Origin of the sequence: Thermodesulfobacterium thermophilum DSM 1276 (genome assembly GCF_000421605.1) — a bacterium.
Lineage (GTDB): Bacteria > Desulfobacterota > Thermodesulfobacteria > Thermodesulfobacteriales > Thermodesulfobacteriaceae > Thermodesulfobacterium > Thermodesulfobacterium thermophilum.
Genome location: NZ_ATXI01000016.1, coordinates 1 through 18,046, shown reverse-complemented (window position 1 = coordinate 18,046; position 18,046 = coordinate 1). Strand labels below are relative to the sequence as shown.

At 37.9% G+C, this 18,046-nt stretch carries 13 protein-coding genes and 2 pseudogenes; 7 read left to right on the top strand and 8 right to left on the bottom strand.

The annotated features are described in order from the left end of the window. Window positions 1-6 precede the first annotated feature (6 nt). Window positions 7-1,773, bottom strand: a complete 1,767-nt coding sequence (locus tag H529_RS0107715) for a formate--tetrahydrofolate ligase (RefSeq protein ID WP_022855947.1) — start codon at window positions 1,771-1,773, stop codon at window positions 7-9. 320 nt (window positions 1,774-2,093) lie between these two features. Here H529_RS0107715 and H529_RS0107705 point away from each other — a divergent pair, with 320 nt between their 5' ends. Genes H529_RS0107705 through H529_RS0107690 form a run of 4 tightly spaced genes read left to right on the top strand, consistent with a single transcriptional unit; the run spans window position 2,094 to window position 4,793 of the window. Next, window positions 2,094-2,675, top strand: a complete 582-nt coding sequence (locus tag H529_RS0107705) for a hypothetical protein (RefSeq protein WP_022855945.1) — start codon at window positions 2,094-2,096, stop codon at window positions 2,673-2,675. A 10-nt stretch (window positions 2,676-2,685) separates the two neighbouring features. Continuing rightward, window positions 2,686-3,279, top strand: a complete 594-nt coding sequence (pal, locus tag H529_RS11300; protein WP_022855944.1) for a peptidoglycan-associated lipoprotein Pal — start codon at window positions 2,686-2,688, stop codon at window positions 3,277-3,279. 14 nt (window positions 3,280-3,293) lie between these two features. Continuing rightward, complete coding sequence (locus H529_RS0107695) at window positions 3,294-3,842, top strand: OmpH/Skp family outer membrane protein (protein ID WP_022855943.1); 549 nt, start codon at window positions 3,294-3,296, stop codon at window positions 3,840-3,842. A 30-nt stretch (window positions 3,843-3,872) separates the two neighbouring features. After that, window positions 3,873-4,793, top strand: a complete 921-nt coding sequence (locus H529_RS0107690; RefSeq protein WP_022855942.1) for a glucokinase — start codon at window positions 3,873-3,875, stop codon at window positions 4,791-4,793. Here the strand turns inward: H529_RS0107690 and tsaE are convergent. Then, window positions 4,729-5,199, bottom strand: a complete 471-nt coding sequence (gene tsaE / locus H529_RS0107685; protein ID WP_022855941.1) for a tRNA (adenosine(37)-N6)-threonylcarbamoyltransferase complex ATPase subunit type 1 TsaE — start codon at window positions 5,197-5,199, stop codon at window positions 4,729-4,731. The two genes, H529_RS0107690 and tsaE, sit on opposite strands and share 65 nt — an antisense overlap. Window positions 5,200-5,217: 18 nt before the next feature. Beyond that, on the bottom strand, window positions 5,218-7,827 hold the full coding sequence (locus H529_RS0107680) for a M16 family metallopeptidase (protein ID WP_022855940.1): 2,610 nt from the start codon (window positions 7,825-7,827) through the stop codon (window positions 5,218-5,220). A 502-nt stretch (window positions 7,828-8,329) separates the two neighbouring features. Here H529_RS0107680 and alaS point away from each other — a divergent pair. From alaS to H529_RS0107660, 3 genes and pseudogenes are all read left to right on the top strand, one after another. Next, window positions 8,330-10,426 (top strand): annotated as a pseudogene (gene alaS, locus H529_RS11010) (alanine--tRNA ligase); the annotation flags it as partial. Then, complete coding sequence (locus H529_RS0107665; protein WP_028843128.1) at window positions 10,416-10,646, top strand: thioredoxin family protein; 231 nt, start codon at window positions 10,416-10,418, stop codon at window positions 10,644-10,646. The pseudogene alaS and the gene H529_RS0107665, both read left to right, overlap by 11 nt. A 77-nt stretch (window positions 10,647-10,723) precedes the next feature. Beyond that, window positions 10,724-11,392, top strand: a complete 669-nt coding sequence (locus H529_RS0107660) for a hypothetical protein (RefSeq protein ID WP_022855938.1) — start codon at window positions 10,724-10,726, stop codon at window positions 11,390-11,392. A gap of 196 nt (window positions 11,393-11,588) precedes the next feature. Here H529_RS0107660 and H529_RS0107655 read toward each other — a convergent pair whose 3' ends face one another. The 5 genes and pseudogenes from H529_RS0107655 to H529_RS11730 all read right to left on the bottom strand — a co-directional run. Beyond that, entirely contained in the window at window positions 11,589-12,326 is a 738-nt protein-coding gene (locus tag H529_RS0107655) for a DUF3800 domain-containing protein (RefSeq protein ID WP_022855937.1), read from the bottom strand. 11 nt (window positions 12,327-12,337) lie between these two features. Beyond that, window positions 12,338-13,591: a restriction endonuclease subunit S gene (locus tag H529_RS10595; protein WP_022855936.1), complete on the bottom strand. Its 1,254-nt coding sequence runs from the start codon at window positions 13,589-13,591 to the stop codon at window positions 12,338-12,340. 11 nt (window positions 13,592-13,602) lie between these two features. Then, complete coding sequence (locus H529_RS0107645) at window positions 13,603-15,093, bottom strand: type I restriction-modification system subunit M (RefSeq protein ID WP_022855935.1); 1,491 nt, start codon at window positions 15,091-15,093, stop codon at window positions 13,603-13,605. Between the two features lie 17 nt (window positions 15,094-15,110). After that, window positions 15,111-17,777, bottom strand: a complete 2,667-nt coding sequence (gene hsdR / locus H529_RS0107640; RefSeq protein WP_022855934.1) for an EcoAI/FtnUII family type I restriction enzme subunit R — start codon at window positions 17,775-17,777, stop codon at window positions 15,111-15,113. 23 nt (window positions 17,778-17,800) lie between these two features. Beyond that, window positions 17,801-18,046: pseudogene (locus H529_RS11730) on the bottom strand (hypothetical protein); the annotation flags it as partial.

Genomic DNA, 18,046 nt, shown 5'->3' with positions numbered 1-18,046 from the left:
TCTCCTTTATTCAAGACCTATGATTTTGCCAGTTTTCAAATCTACATCGATCTTGCGAAAAGCTGGATTAGAAACTGTACCAGGCATAAGGTTAATTTCACCAGCAACAGGTACAACAAACTTTGCTCCTCTAAAAACCATGATATCTTTTACATTGAAAACCCAATCTTTAGGAACACCTCTAAGTGTAGGGTTATCTGAAAGAGAAAGGCTGGTTTTAGCCATACAAACAAAAAATTCTGTAAGGTCTTCTTTTTCAAGCTGTTCCAATTTTTCTTTGGCTAAAGTAGTAAAGCAGACCTCCTTTGCACCATAGATTTCTTTTGCAATTTTTTCTATTTTAACTTTAAGAGGCTTTTTTGTGTCGTAAAGAAAGTTAAAACTATTCGGTTTTTCACAGGCCTCTATAACCGCTTCAGCAAGTTCTACTGCTCCTTCTCCTCCTTTTAACCAGTGGTTAGAACAAACCGCAGTTACCCCTAAGGCCTCACAAAATCTTTTAACCACCTCTATTTCTTCTTTAAAATCATGTATAAACTGGTTGATACACACCACTGGATTAATTCCACTTCTTTGGATAATCTCTATACAATGGGCTAAAAGTTCACAACCTTTTTCTACCAGGTCTGGTCTTAAACTTTGGTATTCTGAAGGAAGAGGCTGGTTTTTCCTAGGAAGAGGTGCTCCTCCATGGTACTTAAGGGCCCTTAAAGTGGTTACCAAAACTACTGCCTGAGGTATAAGACCTGATAACCTGCACTTAATATTCCAAAATTTTTCATAGCCAATCTCTGCTCCAAATCCTGACTCAGTAACATGATATTCGGAAAGTTTTAGACCTAAATAGTCTGCGATGATAGAAGACTGGCCAAGGGCGATGTTAGCAAAAGGTCCGGTGTGTATAAAAACAGGTTGTCCTTCTATGGTTTGTGCAAGGGTTGGGTTAAGAGCTTCTACCAACCAGGCAGTCATCGCACCTGCTACCTCAAGGTCTTCGGTAGTAATAGGATTTCCCCTTTTATCATAGGCTACTACAATCTTTCCGACCCTCTCTCTTAGGTCTTTTAAATTTTTAGCAATAGAAAGAATGGCCATAAGTTCTGAAGCTGGGGCTATCCAAAATTTGCTTTCCATCAAAACACCGTTCTTTTTATTTCCCAATCCTATCAAAACTTTTCTCAATGCTTGAGCACAAAAATCTATTATCCAGGGAAATTCTACTCTTTTAGGGTCTATGTTTAGCCTTTTAATCCCTATTTTTGAAAGCTCTTCGTCAGTATAAGTTTCTTCATGATGAAGTCTTGAGGTAAGAGCTACCATAGCAAGGTTATGGGCATTCATCACCGCGTTTATGTCTCCTGTAAGTCCTAAAGCAATTTTATCTAAAGGTAATACCTGAGATAAACCACCGCCAGTGCCTCCTCCTTTTAGGTTAAAAGTTGGGCCTGAAGAGGGCTGTCTTATAGCACCACTTACCCTTTTTCCTTTTTTAGCAAGTCCCTGAATAAGTCCTATCGTGGTGGTAGTCTTTCCTTCTCCAAAAGGAGTAGGTACTATCGCGGTAACATCGATATATTTTCCGTAAGGTTTGGTTTTTAACCTTTGAATTACCTTTTGATAGTCGACCTTAGCCAAGTAATAACCATAAGGTATTAACTCTTCCGGAAGAAGTCCTATTTCCTCTGCAAGTTCAAAAATCTTTTTTAGATTTTTTTCGGCTTGATAGGCTATCTCCCAGGTAGAAAGTTTTCTTGGGTCTAAGCTTTTTTTCATAAAAGCCTCTTTAAGATGTTTTTAAATTTATAAGTTTTAGCTCAAAAAACGATTTTCGTCAATCCAAAGGTCAAAATCTCTGTCTAAAGAAAAACCAAAAACATGTTCAAAACTATGTCTAAATTTTAAAAAGTTTTCGACATGCTTTTGAATAAGATTATTTTAAACCTTTTGACAAAAGTTTAAAATCATCCATCTCTGATATTTTGGACCTTATAAGCATTTTGTTTAAACCAACCTGTTTTATCATCATCTTATCTTTTATTTTTTTTCTTTTAAATTAAAATCTTTTTATAGAAATTTTTATATTAAGGCCAATTATGTTAAAAAATTTAAAGCTGATTAAAAATTTAGACCCAGATCCTACTGCTTTGATGAAAGAAAAAATCCTCACAGCTGAAGAGCTTTTTGAGCACTGGAATGACTATTTTTATAAAGACTCAAAGTTTTTAAAACTTTTAAAAAGGTACGAAAACGCAGTTTTGTTGTCAAACCAGACGATGTCAAATTTAGAAACATTTAACGAATGTTATGTTTGCTCAGTAATAGATAAAAAAGGTTGTTGTAAGGCTGGTATTGAGGCAGAAGTTACTATAAACATTTTATTGTTAAACCTTTTTTTAAGAAAAGACATTCCAAAGGAAAGAGAGATTCCTCTGAGATGTTTTTTTGTTGGTCCTACAGGATGTAAAATCTTTGCCAGACCTTTTATCTGCAGAGATTATTTTTGTCGTCGTTTGTTAAATAAACTTACGCAAGAAGAGTATGCCTTAGTAACCCAGGTGCTTAACGAAGAGCTTACTTTACTTTATGAAATAACGCGATATATTAGAAAACAATTGGAGTTTTTATTAGGTGAGTTTTTGTTAGAATTAGACATAGTAGGGTATTGCTGGGAATAAGGAGAGATCTATGGTTAGATGGTGGAGGCTTTTAATAGGTGTTATACTTTTATTTTCTGGATGCGCAAAAAAGGAAGTTCCTCCTATAGTTGGAGAATCTCAAGTTCCTGTTTATCAATCTCAGAAAGAGTCTACAACTTCTGTCTCTCAGCCTAAAGCTCCTTCAGAAGTAGAACAGAACCAGGTTTTCTCTCCTGAAGAATTCAAAGATTCAGAAAAAGAAGACTGGGAAAGATGGAAAGTTTATGGAAGAAGCACCCCTCCTCTTAAGGCAGTTTTTTTTGATTATGACGATTATTCCATAAAAGAAGATATGTGGGAACCTATCAAACATAACGTTAAATACCTTCTTGAGCACAAAGATTTGAAGGTTGAGTTACAGGGAAACTGTGATGAAAGAGGTACCAACGAATACAACATGGCTTTAGGTGCTAAAAGAGCTCAAGAGGTAAAAAAAGTGCTTACTAAATTAGGAATAGATGAAGAAAGGATTAACACCATCAGTTTTGGAGAAGAAAGACCCTTAGCTAAGTGTTCTAACGAAACATGTTGGGCTATCAACAGAAGAGTTGATTTTGTGATAATTAATAATAAATTAAATTAAAATAGGAGGTTTTTATGAAAAGGTTTTTTATTAGTATGTTTTTGGTCTTTTTTTTAGGTTTTGGTTTTTTTAATGAGGCCAAGGCTGAGCCCAGTTTAAAAATAGGGGTTATAGACATCAAAAAAGTGATTAATAAATCCAAGTACGGCGAAGAAATTATTCAAAAGTTGCAAAAGAAATATGAAGAACTTTCTTTAAAAGTTCAAGCAAAGGCTAAAGAATTAGATACAATTAAAGAAGAATTAGAAAAAAAGGGTGCTCTTCTTTCTCAAGAGGCAAGAGAAAAAAAACAAGCTGAGTATCAAAAGCTGTTAAGAGAACTTAAAAGCCTTCAAGAAGACGCACAGTATGAGATGCAAGAATATGAAAAACAACTTCTTGACCCGGTTTTTAAAGAGTTAGAAGGGTTGCTTAAAGAGTTTGTACAAAAAGAAGGTATCGACCTTGTTTTAGAAAAAAATCAACCAGGAATATATTATGTAGCACCCAAGGTTGATTATACTGATAAATTGATAGATAAATTTAACGCTTATTATGAAAACGTTAAAAAGACCAAGAAGTAAAGGGGGTAGTTTTTATACCAATCTTAAAAAATGTTGATAGCTGACATAGGAGGTACTAATTCCAGGATAGGGATATTAAAAGATCAGAAGTTTTTTAACATCAAGGTTTATAAAACTAAAGAACATCAAAATCTATACAGTATAATTCAAAGTTATTTTTCGGAAGGTTTTCTTGAAAAACTACCGGAAAAGATTTATTTAGCGGTTGCTGGGCCAGTTTTTGAAGATAAAGCCAGATTGACCAACTTGGGATGGGAAATTTCTGTAAATGATTTAAAGAAAAAGTTTAACTTTAAAGAAGTTTTCTTGGTAAACGACCTTTATGGGTTAGCTCTGGGTTCTTCTTTTTTGTCTAATAAAGACCTAAAAACTTTAAAAAAGGGAAAAACTAAAAAGAAGTTCCCCCGGGTGTTTTTGGCACCAGGTACAGGTTTAGGTATTTCAGTATTAATAGATGAAGGTATAGTTCTACCTTCAGAAAACGGACATACTCCTTTTTGCCCTTTAAAAAAAGAAGAATATGCTTTTTTAGAATACTTGGGAACTCTAAACGAAGAAAAGTGCTGGGAAAAAGCTTTGTCAGGAAAAGCTGTTTCTCTGTGGTATCAGTTTTATTTCAACCAAACTTTATCCCCTGAAGAAATTTTTAATCTTGCTAAAAAGGGAGAAGAAAAGGCTCTAAAGATAGTTGAGACGATGTTAGAACTTTTAGGAAGAAAGACCTCAGAATTAGCCCTTACTTTTTTGCCAGAAGGAGGCATTTATCTCACAGGTGGTTTGATAGCAGGATTGAAAGAGTTTTTGGCAAAAAATAATTTTTTAGATAAGTTTTTAACAGGTTATTTTAACAATCCTAAGATGGATTTTCTTTTAGAGCGTTTTCCTATCAAGTTGATAACTCATCCTTATCCAGTTCTCTTAGGAGCTCTTGCCATTCTCCGTAACCGATAAAGGTTATCTTTCTTTTTGTGAGGTCCAGATATTTAAAATAAACTTCTAAAAAATCTTCTTTTAATGAATCGTTAAGGCGGTCAGCCCATTCAATGATCACAATACCTTCATTTAAAAATTCATGAAGTCCTAACTCTTCTAACTCTATATGTTCTAAACGGTAAAGGTCGACGTGGTAGATAGTATATTTTCCTTCATACACATTGATTAAAGAAAAGGTAGGACTGGTTACATAAACCTCTGGGTCTACCAATAAACCTTCTGCAACCCCTTTTACAAAGGTGGTTTTTCCACAACCTAGGTCTCCATAAAGAAGGATTAAGTCTCCGGGCTTTAAAAGCTTGGCAATCCTTCGGCCTAATTTTATGGTTTCTTCTTCGTTTTCAGTTATAAAGTTTATTTCCATTTATAAATTCTAAAAATTTTATTTTCCTAAAATAAAAAGCACCGCGTTGTCTTTTTTTAGGTAGGTTTTTATAAACTTTTGGATGTCTTCTTGCTTGATAGATTGTAACATGTTTTCGTACTTTTGGCTATAGTCCCATCCAAGGTTTAAGACCTCATTTACTGCCATGTCTTCGGCTTTTGTAAGGTTGCTTTGTAAGCCAAGTTTAAGTTTACCTAAAAGTCTGTTTTTAGCCCTTTCTATCTCTTCTGAGGTTAACCCTTTTTGGGAAATTTCTTCCAAAATTTCCCAAAAACCTGCTATCGCAGCCTCTTCTTTTTCCGGAGAACAACCTATGTAAAGCACAAAGGCAGATTTTTTAGGATAAAACACCGTAAATGAGGTAACGCTATAGGCAAGGGAGCGTTCATCTCTTAAAATCCTAAATAGCCTTCCGTCTTGGCCTGAAAGAGCACTGCTTAAGATTTCTAATACCAGTTTTTCCTTTGAATTAAGACCAGGGGTTTGAAATCCAAGTAAAATTTGGTTCTGGAAGGTTTCTTTTTTTATTTTTTGGGTCTTCTGAGAAGGGAGTTTAGGTTCTTCTTCTTCTTCTTCTTCTTTAACTCTTACCTTTGAGGCTTTCCAGTCCTTTAGATAGGATTCGAGTTTTTGTTTTAGGATAAAGGGGTCTACGTCCCCTACCACGGTTAATACGGCCTTTTCAGGAGTAACGAATTTTTGATAAGCCTGTCTTAGGTCTTCGGCTTTAAAGTTTTGATAAAAATTTAAGTCACCTGCTATGTTTAACCCATATGGATGATCAGGAAAGAGAATTTTTAAAAACTGATTAACCGCTAAGCTTATAGGATTGTCTTCTTGCATAAAAATCATAGAAATAAGTTCAGGTCGAGCTTTTTCACACTCCTCTTCTTTAAAAGTAGGGGTTAGCAAGATTTCCTTAAAAAGCTCTAAGGTTTGGTCAAAGTTAGAAGAAAGGGAGAGTGCTTTTAACCCAAAGGTATTTCTTCCAGAAAAACCTTTTATGGTAGCACCTAAGGCCTCAAGCTTAGAGGCAATTTCCTCTGCAGAGTATTTTTGAGTTCCTCTTGTCCAAAGAAGGGTTAATGCTTGAAAAAGTCCATTAGTTTGAGGGTTCTCAAACCTCAAACCTCCTGGAAAGGCTAAGGTGATTCCTACGGTGGGTAAATCCTTCTGAGGATAGACGATGACCTTTAGTTTATTTTCTAAGGTAAAGAATTTAACAGGAGAATCTTTTTTTACAGAGATCAATTTTTTAAAATCTTCTTCATCAAAAAGCCTTTTTTCAGACAGAAAACCACCTACCAGTTTATCAAAATTAAAGTACTTTTTCGCTACCTTTTTTAGGTCTTCAACCGTTGCTTGCTCTATCTTGTTTTTATACCACAGGATGTCCCTATAATTTCCTCTTTTTAGTTGAAAAGACGAAAGGGTGCTTGAAAGACCATCAGAGGTTTCTGCATCAAACACAAAATCAGAAAGTAGCTGTACTTTAGCTTTCTGTAACTCTTCTTCAGTAATACCTAAATTTTTGATTTCTTCAAGCTCGTTTATCAGATGAGAGACTATGTCTTTAAACTTTTCTGGGTCTGCGGTGCCATAGATTTCTATCAAACCAGGTCCTACTGGAGAAAAAGCAGACATAGAGATAGTCTTTACTAAGTTTAATTCCCTTTTTAATCTTACGTAAAGTCTGGAAGATTCTCCTCCTCCTAAGGCCTGTACAAGCAGGTCTAAGAGAGGTGCGTCTTCTTCCCTAAAAGAGGCTCCAGGTAAAGTAAACACAAAGTATCCTTCTTTAACCGGCCTTTCTACCCAGACTAACTTTGGTTTTTCTGTAAAGGGTTCTTCAGGGAATTTCACTTTTTTTAACTTTCGTTTGGGAAGGTTGGTAAAGTATTTATTTATTAGAGAAAAGAGCTCATCCTGAGGAATCTTTCCTACCACTGAAAGCAGCATATTTTCCGGAGTATAAAACTGGTTGATAAAGGACAAAAGATCTTCTCTTTTAAAAGACCTTACGGTTTCTTCATAACCGATGATAGGACGTCTGTAAGGATACTTTTGATAAGAGGCCTTCATAACCTCTTCAAAAAGCACTACATGAGGATTGTCAAGCCTCATTTTCATCTCTTCAACCACTACTTCTTTTTCTCTTTCTAACTCTTTAGGGTCAAAATAAGGATGAAACACTATGTCAGAAAGTATATCTAAGGATTTTTCTAAGATCTTGGTTGGGCCGGTTGTGTAATAACAGGTATAATCAAAAGAGGTAAAGGCGTTCATGTAGCCACCAAGGGCTTCGATTTCACCTACGATATCCTCTGGCTTTTTGGATTCGGTGCCTTTAAAGATCATGTGTTCTATAAGATGGGTAATCCCTGCCTGTTTTTCATTTTCATAAGCACTACCGACTTTAACACAAAGCTTAACAGTTACCACGTCTTCTCTTTCATAGGGATAAAAAAGTACCGTAAGCCCGTTTGCAAGTTTTTTTTCTACCACCTTGTCTACTATGTAATCAGATTTTTTAGCTTCTCCTGGCATACTAAAACCTCCTAAAAACAGGATGATAAAAAATACTATCCAAAACAATTTTTTCAACATTTTAAGTCTCCCCGCTTAAATCTGATTATATAACTTTTTAATTTATCATAGTTATAATTTTTATCCAGTGAGGTTAGGTTTTGCTAAATTTTCAGGTTATGAGCTTTCAATCTGTGTAGATATAATTTTCGTAATGTTTATAAAAAATAATTGACCTTAATTTGTCGATAGAAGTTTATGGGAGAAATATGTTTTATGAAAATTTTTTAAGTTTAAAGATTACAGAAAAATTTTTTCTTTTATTCTCTATCGGCAAATTAGGGTATTATAAAAAACATTTGACTTTTATAAAGATTTTATTATATAAAATTTTTTAAAGTGTTAATTTGTTTGCAAAAATGAGATTAAGTTTAACTTTTTCATTTACCAAAAATTTGCTTCTACCTCTTCATTACAATGAAATACTTCAGGGCTTGATTTACCGTCTTTTAGATAAAGCTATTGCTGAGAAGCTTCACGATGAAGGTTTTGTCTTAGGAAAAAGCCCGATTGCCAGCCTGGTTGCGATTGCGACCGCTTTTTAGAAGTCTGGAACCTTGTCTTTATGCAGTATGAAAGGACAAAGGATGGAAAGCTTATCCCCCTTCCAAAGCCCTGCATAGACACGGGAATTGGGCTTGAAAGGATAACCGCTGTCGTCCAAGGAGTTCCAACAAACTTTGACACCGACCTTTTTGCCGGGCTCATGCAAAAAATTTCTGAGCTCTCTGGAGTAGCTTATAAAGAGAGCAAAGCTCTTAAGGAGGGGGTCCCTCGCTTCGCTCGGGATGACAGAAAGGGGGCTCAGGATGACATGGTGGGGGACACTGAGGTTGCCTTCCGAGTGATCGCAGACCATTTTAGAGCCTCAGCCTTCATCATCGCAGAGGGCATCATCCCCTCAAACGAGGGGCGTGGCTATGTCCTTCGGAGGATTATCCGTAGAGCTGAACGCTTTGGAAAGCTCCTCGGTCTAAACGAGCCCTTCCTTTACAAGCTTTTGCCACCTCTTATAGAAGAGTATGGAGACATCTATCCTGAAATTAAAGAAAATGCCCCCTTGATTGAGAAGGTGCTAAAGCATGAAGAAGAACGCTTTTTAGAGACCTTAAACACTGGACTTGAAGTCTTAGCAGAAGAGGTTGAAAGATTGAAAGAAAAGGGAGCACAGACTATTCCCGCCGAGCTTCTTTTCAAGCTTTACGATACCTATGGCTTCCCTTACGATTTAGTGCGGGACTATGTGCTCCCCCTTGGGTTTAGCTTAGACCTTGAAGGCTTTGAAAGACTTAGGGAAGAGGCAAGGGAGAAAAGCAGGCAAACCTGGAAGGGAGCCTTAGAGACCTTGCCCCCTGCCATAAAAGAGCTTATCTCCCAAGGAGTGAAGACAGAGTTTGTAGGCTACGAAGAATTCTCCACAAAGGCTAAGGTCCTTGCCCTCATAGATGATATCCTCGTTGTGGATAAGACTCCCTTTTATCCTGAAGGTGGTGGGCAGGTTGCTGATGTTGGGCTGGTAGTGGGAGAAAAAGGAAAAGCCCAAGTTGTGGATGCAGAAAAAGCATCAGAGCTTATCATTCACCGGATAAAACTCCTTGAAGGAAGGATTGAGGTCGGCGATGAGGTTGAGCTAAAGGTAGATGTTGAAAGAAGAAGGCGCATCATGAGGCATCATACCGCAACGCATCTTTTGCATTCTGCCCTAAGGCAAGTGCTTGGCTCTCATGTGAGGCAGTATGGTTCCTTGGTTGAAGAGGGAAGGCTTCGCTTTGACTTTACCCATTTTTCAGCCCTAAAGCCGGAAGAGCTAAAGAAGGTCGAGGACCTCGTTAACCGCTGGATCCTTGAAAACTATGAGGTTGAGACGAAGTGGATGCCCCGTGAGGAGGCAGAAAAGTTAGGAGCTCTTGCCTTTTTTGAGGAAAAGTATGGCGACATCGTGCGGGTTGTAAGGATTAACGATGTTTCTTGCGAATTCTGCGGAGGAACGCATGTTAAGAGAACTGGAGATATCGGGTTTTTCAAGGTCATTAGCGAAGGCTCGGTAGCAAGCGGAGTAAGAAGGATTACCGCCATCTGCGGTGACCTTGCTTACCAGTATGTGAGAGACCTTGAGGATAGGCTTGAAAGATTAACAATCCTTCTTAAGACATCCCCTCAGGACCTGGAAAAGAGGGTTGAGCAACTCCTAAAGGAGATGGAAGACCTTAAGGCAGAGTTAAAGAGGTGGAAGGGAGGAAACTTAAGGGATGAGTTGGCAAGGAAGCTTTCTTCTGTGGTAAAGGTTGGAGAAATCTCGCTCTTTGTTGGGTATGTGCCCGTGGAAAAGATGGATGAGCTTAGGGAGTGCGGAGACTTTATAAAACAAAAGCTTGGCTCAGGGGTTATCTTTTTAGCCTCAGAAAAGGATGGAAAGATCCAAGCCATCTGCATGGTAACAAAAGATTTAAGCTCAAAGGTTTCAGCCAAGGATATCTTTCTTGCCCTCTCAAAGAAGATTGGTCTTAAAGGCGGGGGAAGACCTGAGCTTGCTCAAGGGACCCTTCTTGAGAAGATTGATGAGGAAAGCTTAAAAGAAAAGTTATCTGAAGCCTTAGAGGAGGTGCTCCATGGAGGATAAAAGGCTAAAAGTTGAGGTCTACTTTGCTCCGAATTGTCCTACAAAGGAGCAGGTAGAAAGAAATTTGAAGGAAGCTCTTGAGATGGAAGTGATCCCCGCTGAGCTAAAGATCGAGGTTTTAGACCCAGTTGATGCTGAGAAGAGGGGGTTTAAAGGTTCTCCAACCATAATCATAAACGGAGAAACCTTTCAGCCCCTTGAGATGGGTGGTTTTAGTTGAAGGTTCTTTATTGATGAGCAGGGCATGCTCGTGAAAGTTCCGACGGTTAGTATGCTAAGAAAAAGCCTGAGGGAAGCGTGGAACTCTATACTCTCAACTGGTTAGAAAACATCTTTAAGGCTTACGAGAGGGATTACGAGGCAGAGGAAGTCATAATCGTTGGGGATAAGCAGATAAACTTTAAGCCCCTTATTTTTGCCATAGCGCTTCTTCATATCTTTCAAAGACCTCTTCTCTACAAGCTTGAGCCCATTGAAGAGCTTTTAGATTCTCTTCGAGAGCGGTTTGATTTTATGCATCTTGTTGACCTTTTGCGCAAAGAGTTTTCCTTTTGGTTTAGGGAGATGGTTCTTCATCGCGATTTTTCTAACGCAAAGTATGACCAGCTATCCCATGAATTTCATCTTTTGGAAGAGATTGTGCAGAAGCAGGTTCAGATTCCTTTGCTTGATGAGTTGAAGAAGCTTTGCATGACCTTTGAGGAGGCTGTTGAGGAGAAGAAGGAGGTTAGCGAGGGAGATAGGAAGAGGTTTGTTCGGCTTGTTAACTTTTTTGTTCGGACAGAGGCTATAAAACCGAGCAAAAGTTCTGAGCTTATTGAGCGAGCCGAGAAGGCAGGAAAAACCCTTGACCCCTCTTTCGCACCTCTTTTCTCTCAAAAACCCGAAGACTTAAGAGAAAAGATGTTAGAGAGTTTTAGTCGGTTTGTGAATGAGAGGGTGGGTAGTCTTACGGAATCAATGTGAATAATTAGTACCTTTCTAAATAAGCTCATAGTGAGAGCATTCTAAAAAAGTAGATTTAATTGTCCATCATTATTTTTTTTAGAGCAAAATCAATGTTAGTATATGGAGCTCCATTTTTATCAGGAAAAGCCCATAAATGGAATTTTCTTTGTAAATTAAAAGTTTGTTCCCATGGGGGGAGAAATAAATCTTTATGCTATTTAACAATCATTTTACCAAGTTTTATTTTAGTTTCTTTAGTAGATCCAGCTACTATTGCCATTTGCGTTGCGCCTAATAGGATATCACAAAATTGAAGTAAAATGTTTCTTGAAGAATCTTCTGTTTCTAATTTTTCAATTTTAACAAAAGGATATTTCTTACCTTCCAAACGACTTAGATATGAATCTAATTGAGCGCGATAAGGAATATATTTCTCAAAGTTATCAATCCATCCTTCTTCAGGACGACTCATTCGGAATTTTGCATCAGATACAAAAACTATAGAAAGTTTATCTAAATTTTCTGGACCAAGTAGCCATGCAATTGCTCCCTTTAATGCCATTGCTGTAAATCTATTGTAAGCATGATATTCTTTAGTGAATCTTGAATAATCATAAGCTGGAGAGAAACGATCAACTGCTAAAGCACTAAATTTTGCATAATCAGAAAGTCCTTCTTCAAAAGCCTTAAGCCAATTTAGTGCTATGCGCGCCTTTGGTCCATATTCTCCTTGAAATTTTTTAGGTAAGCGTGAAAAATGAATTTCACCTTTATAATTTTCTTTTTCTACCAAGTAGTTAAGTGCTTGTTCTACCTTTTGTAAATATTCTGCTTTTACGAAAAGTAATCCAATTATAAACCATCTTTTACTTGGAATGCTTTCATCATGAAAAACCCAATATGTTACTTTACGTTCAATAATATTTCCAAATAAATCTTTTTCTTTTTTCACTTTACTTTAGTCTACAGTTCGCCGCGGAAGGCTTTTTCTAAGATAGATTGTTCTAAAAGTTTGATTTCTTCTTCTGTTCTGGCTTGAACTTCTTTAAGCTCTTGTATCTTTTCATGCACTTCCTGTAAGTAATTAGCTATGCGTTTTTGTTCCTCAAGAGGTGGAAGGGGGATGAGTAATGATAAAAACTCTTTAACTCGTAGATTGCGAAGTCCGGATGTCGTATCCTGTGCCTTCAAATATAAAGAACGTGATATAGGATTATGTAAATAAAATAACAAAAACCAAGGTTCAATGATAGTTTTATTAACTCTCAAGCGTAACATAAAATTAGAAAACAAGTAAATTCTTCCATCATTTGGATCCTCAAAAATTGCTGACCAACCTACTAAATGAGGACTTCCACTGGATTTGTTCACAAGTATATCCCCAGTTTCGAGTTTATAATATTTATATTTGGTTTTAGGGACCAATCTAACGGACGCAGAGGAAGGCTTTATTAAAAAACCATCTATTTCAGTTGAACGAACGATTGGAAATCCTTCATTTTGATCAGAAGCTTCAGGTCCCCAAATACCTGAATTATAGATACAAATCTCTCCCAGCTTAACCCAACGCCAACCATTTGGAAGTTGTGCCCCAGGTTGTGGAAAAGTTTCTGCAAGGACTGATTGCCAAAGGAGTTCGGTCTGTTTTTTTGTTTCTTCTCTTAACTTTTTGACTTCTTTTATTCTACTCATCAGCTCTTCAACACGCGCTACAATTCGTTTTTGCTCATCAAGGGGTGGGAGTGGGATTGGATAATGTTCAAGAAATTCTTGCGGTACTCTTTGTTGACCTACTCCGCCTCGGAAAAATTTTTTTGCATCTTCACGAAACTGTTTTCTTCTAATAAATAACCATATCCATTCAGAAAGTACACTTGATTTAGGACGTAAAACATGAAATTCTGTTGACCCAAATCCAATTCGATCAGTTAAACCTCGTGCAATAGCTACTTTCCCATTTTCCATACAAGGAGTAATCTTAGCAAAAAGAATATCATTTTCTTCAAAGTAAGTATAGCCTTTGCTAAGTTCCTTAAATGGGCGTACCTCGGGGGCGGTAATTGTTCCAGTTTCCTCATCAATAGCTGACATAGGAATAAATGAAATTGGTCTGTTTGGCTCTCGAAATATGCGAGGGCGCCTTGGATTAATAATACACACTTCCCCTAGCCTCACCCAATGCCAGCCTTTTGGAAGTTTATATGGTCCTTCAATCATGCCAATTCTCCTTACTTGTAATTATTCCCCAAAATCTCATTAAGCTCATCAAGAGTATCTAAAATCTCTCTTTCCCTTTCTAATAAGCTTGAGAGAATTTCAACAGGAGATGGCAAGTCTACAGCTTCTTTTCTGTTTGGATTTCTTGCGCTAAGGTCATACCCTTTAGCCTTGATTTCTTCAACAGAGACTATCCATGAGCGTTCTGAGAGGCAAGCTTCACGTGGTCCTTCGCCTTTACGATAAGCTAACCAAGCTTTATAAAGCTCCCGAGCTTCATTAAAATGCTCATCCTTGATAGGATTAGTTTTGTTAAATTTTTTTAATCCCTCTGGTAAAGGTAGTTCATAATACCAAATCTCCTTCGTGGGTCCAGGTCGTTCAAAGAAGATTAGAGCGGTCTTAACATCATTTGAATAAGGAGCAAAAGTTCCTGGAGGAAGACTAACTATAGTGTGAAGGTTGAATTGTTCTAAAAGTTCTTTTTTAACAGAAGCAAAGGCTCCTCCGCTAAAAAGCGTTCCTTCCGGGACAACCATCCCGCAGCGAGCCCCATCTTTTGGTTTAAGCTTTTTCATAATATGTTGTAAGAAAAGAAGCTCTGTCCTTGAAGATTTAATAGGGAAATTTGACTGAATATGCTTTCCTTCCTTTCCTCCAAAAGGAGGATTGGTAAGGATAACATCATAACGCTCAGAAGGATTACGGATATTTTCTTCTAAGGTATTTTTTCTAATTACTCGAGGAGCGGTTATACCATGCAAAACCATGTTCATTAAACCAAGTAGGGCAGGAATAGGCTTCTTTTCCTGCCCGTAAAAGGTGCGCTCCTGAAGGATTTTATGGTCTTCCAAGGTTTTTTCGTATCTTTTCATCCATAGATAAGCTTGCACTAAAAAGCCACAACTTCCGCAAGCTGGGTCGTAGACAGTTTCTCCAATTTTTGGGTCAACAACTTCCACCACAAAGCGAACAACTGGACGGGGTGTGTAAAACTCTCCAGCAAGCTGGTTCTCATTGCCAAGCCGCCGTAAAAGTTCTTCATACACCTGAGAGACAGTGAAAATGTCATCCTGGTTGTGAAAGTCTATTTTATCAATAATTTGAAGCACTTCCTTGAGATTATATCCAGAGGCACAAACTATAACATTGCGTTCAGCAAAAATACTCCGTATAGTATCCCTTAAAGGGTCTCCTCCAAGACTTTGCAAATAGGGGATAAGTCTTCCGTGGACAAACTCAAGAAGCTTATCGGCAGGCCAATCTTTGGTTGCCCAGGCACTCCAGCGTAAGTCTCCGTCTAAAATCCGTTCATATGTTCTTCCTGCGAGCTTGGCTTGTGCTTCCCATTCCTCTTCTTGAGCATCAAGAAACTTGAGAAAAAGAAGCCAAGATAAGTGCTCAATGTATTCCATGGCACCAGTGCAATTATTATCACTACGGAGGATATCGCAGGCTCTCCAGATCTCATTAGCAAGAGTTTCCCGAGTTTGTCCATTCATCTGGTCCTCCTTTTATTTTACGATAAAGGTTCTTCTATATAAATTTTCTTTTGAACTTTTAAAAGTGCATTCCTTAGAGCATCTATTCCGCCAAACCATTGGCTAATTTTAATAGCTCCTCCCCATTCTCTAAAAGGCGATACTCCGAATATGGCTGGGTCTAACTGCTCGATGCCTCCAACTCTGTATTTTTCTAAGAGTTCTAAAATCACTTTTCTTGCAAGCTCGCTAAAGCTTTGAATAAACTTCTGCTCTCTATTTTTAAAAGCCGTTACTCTTTCACTTCTGGTTCTAAGAGGCTCACCAAAGGCGATATGGGCAAGAAGGTCAAAGGTATCAGCTTCGGGACAACCTAAAACCTCTGCTAATACTTCAGGATGAATACTTCTTTTTCGTAGTTCGTTAATGAAAGCACGACGCCTCTCGGGGTCAACCCAAACCTCTTTAAAAGTATTAATGGTAGGAGTAGAATCTAATATAAAACGCCGAGTATAATCCTTGTATTCCTCCAAGGTTAACTGTTGACCCGTTGCTTCTATCACAAACACCGCTTCATCTGCAATGCTAACCTCAAGCCCTTCAACCTTTATCTTACCCCCTCTTTGTTTTTCAGGCTTTAAAGGCACATCTATCCAAATAAGCTCATCCGGAATAGTTTCCACATTGATAGTCCGACCAATAAACTTGCTTGCGTCAACAATTAATTGTAAGCGCCCAGCTGGTAGTTTTTCAAAATAAAATTCACCGTTTTCGTTGGTTAAAATAGGACCAATTTGATTATTAGGTCCAATTCTTACGCTTACTCGAGCGCCAACTATCAACTCCCCAGTATTTACATGAAAGACCTTTCCAGCAAGCTTTGCAGTTAAGGGACCTTTAATTGGTTCAGGAGGTGGTAATGGAGGTCTATCCCATTCATCAAAAAGCCTTGTAGCTCCTGTATAATCAATTATACGAAACCAGTATTTTCCCGTTGTGGGGTCTATTCTACTGCCCCGTCCAATTATCTGTTTGAAAAGAATAGGTGATGAAATGGTCTTCATGAAAACGATATTCCTACAGGAAGGCACATCAACACCTGTAGAAAGCAATTCAGCGGTAGTAGCAACGACAGGACTGGTTTTGTCAGAATCGGCAAAAGCTTCGAGAGCCTTTCTTGCTTCTTCTCCCTCTTCAGAAATAATAGGGACGGCATAATCTGATAAGCCAGTCTCCGGTCCGAATTCGTCTTGCAAGAGGCGCGCCACCAAACGAGCATGCTCCATATCAACGCAAAAAACCATAGTTTTTTCCATTTTTCCGAACTTCCTAAGCAATCCCGCTAAATGCTTAACCATTGCTTTTGTTCGATCCGGGAGAGTTATCTCCCTCTCAAATTGTGGAGTGGTATAAATTTCCCGAGGTTCTACATCTTCAGGAATAAAAACCTCTGCACCCTGTTCCATTGCATCCTCAAGACGCAAACCTGTTAAATCTATAGTAGTTCTAACACGATGAACTTTATAGGTAGCAAGAAATCCATCCTCAATTCCTTGCCCTAAACTATACTGATAGGCAGGGGGGCGCCATTTTCCGAGTTCGGGTTTTTCTGGGTCTATATACACTTCCGTTTCTTCCGCACAAAAATATGCATAGGTGTCAATATTTTCGTCCTGCCTCGGAGTAGCTGTCATGCCTAAATGAATAGATGAGCTGAAATGATCTAATATTTCTTTCCAAGTGCCCCATCCTGAACGATGGCACTCATCTATGATTACTAAATCGAAAAAATCTTTAGGAAACTTTTGAAAAAGTCTAATCCCATTATCGTCGGGGCTCCAGAGGGTTTGGTATATTCCAAAGTATAGATCTTTTGTCAAATTAGGAGGATGCCCCTCAATTTTACAACGTGGTTCATTTCTGCCATCCGCAAAGGGCGAAAAGGTGTTATATGTTTGATCTCTAAGAACAATGCGATCCGCAAGGAATAAAATTCTTGGAGGACGGTCTGGATGTTGACGTTGTAACCAGCCTGACTTTATAAGCTTCCAAACAATTTGGAAAGCAACAAAGGTTTTACCGGTGCCTGTAGCCATAGTCAAATGTATCCTCTTTTGCCCTAACATTATTCGTTTTATAACTTCTCTTATAGCTACTTCTTGAAAATAAAAGGGACGTTTACCGCAAATATTTTCAGGACAATAAGGATGGAGCAGAGGGTTTGAATATTTATCAAATATATAGCTAGACTGAGATTCCGAAATTTTAAACATGTCGCGGTCTATGCCTACATTTAGCAACCAACGGTGTAATAATTCTTGAGGAGATGGAAAGCTTTCAAGCTTCCGACTTGAATTTATAAAGAAATCAAATTCTATAATCTCATGTCCGTTAGTAGAGTAAGCAAAGACTAAACCTAAATCCTTAGCATACCGTTTGGCTTGTTCCAGTCCAGATTCTGCGGGTTCAGATTCTGGTTTCGCTTCGACAACAGCTATAGGAAATGACTCAGTTATTCTTAAAAGATAATCAACCCTACGTCCTTCTCCTCGTTTAATCCTATCACCAACAAGGATAATTCTACCAGGTGTGTATATATAATCTTTTTGATAGTAATATTCTCGTTTTATTTGGGTATCAAGCCAGCCAGCAGATTTTAATTTCGGTTCTATTAAGGTAGCCCGTGTATCAGCCTCGTTCCTCATCGTTATTAATTATAATTCTAATTTTAAATACTTGTCACCAATCTCTTCTCCTCCCCTACGAAAAACTCCTTTATTTTAGACCAATTTTTGTCTATATCTTCATAAGACTCCTTTTCAGCATCTTCAAAATAGATAATACTTTTTAAAATAACACCGATAGATAAGGTTGGATATTTAGTTTTAGCTAACTCTATTACATACTTTAAACTCCAATTATGTCTTTTCATGAGAAACCAAAGGTCATAAAAATCCTTTTTAGAGCCTCTTTG

Bases quoted from the DNA above. Each gene is read 5' to 3' on its own strand.
- H529_RS0107715 (WP_022855947.1), bottom strand. From the start codon at position 1,773: ATGAAAAAAAGCTTAGACCCAAGAAAACTTTCTACCTGGGAGATAGCC.
- H529_RS0107705 (WP_022855945.1), top strand. From the start codon at position 2,094: ATGTTAAAAAATTTAAAGCTGATTAAAAATTTAGACCCAGATCCTACT.
- pal (WP_022855944.1), top strand. From the start codon at position 2,686: ATGGTTAGATGGTGGAGGCTTTTAATAGGTGTTATACTTTTATTTTCT.
- H529_RS0107695 (WP_022855943.1), top strand. From the start codon at position 3,294: ATGAAAAGGTTTTTTATTAGTATGTTTTTGGTCTTTTTTTTAGGTTTT.
- H529_RS0107690 (WP_022855942.1), top strand. From the start codon at position 3,873: ATGTTGATAGCTGACATAGGAGGTACTAATTCCAGGATAGGGATATTA.
- tsaE (WP_022855941.1), bottom strand. From the start codon at position 5,199: ATGGAAATAAACTTTATAACTGAAAACGAAGAAGAAACCATAAAATTA.
- H529_RS0107680 (WP_022855940.1), bottom strand. From the start codon at position 7,827: ATGTTGAAAAAATTGTTTTGGATAGTATTTTTTATCATCCTGTTTTTA.
- H529_RS0107665 (WP_028843128.1), top strand. From the start codon at position 10,416: ATGGAGGATAAAAGGCTAAAAGTTGAGGTCTACTTTGCTCCGAATTGT.
- H529_RS10595 (WP_022855936.1), bottom strand. From the start codon at position 13,591: ATGATTGAAGGACCATATAAACTTCCAAAAGGCTGGCATTGGGTGAGG.
- H529_RS0107645 (WP_022855935.1), bottom strand. From the start codon at position 15,093: ATGAATGGACAAACTCGGGAAACTCTTGCTAATGAGATCTGGAGAGCC.
- hsdR (WP_022855934.1), bottom strand. From the start codon at position 17,777: ATGAGGAACGAGGCTGATACACGGGCTACCTTAATAGAACCGAAATTA.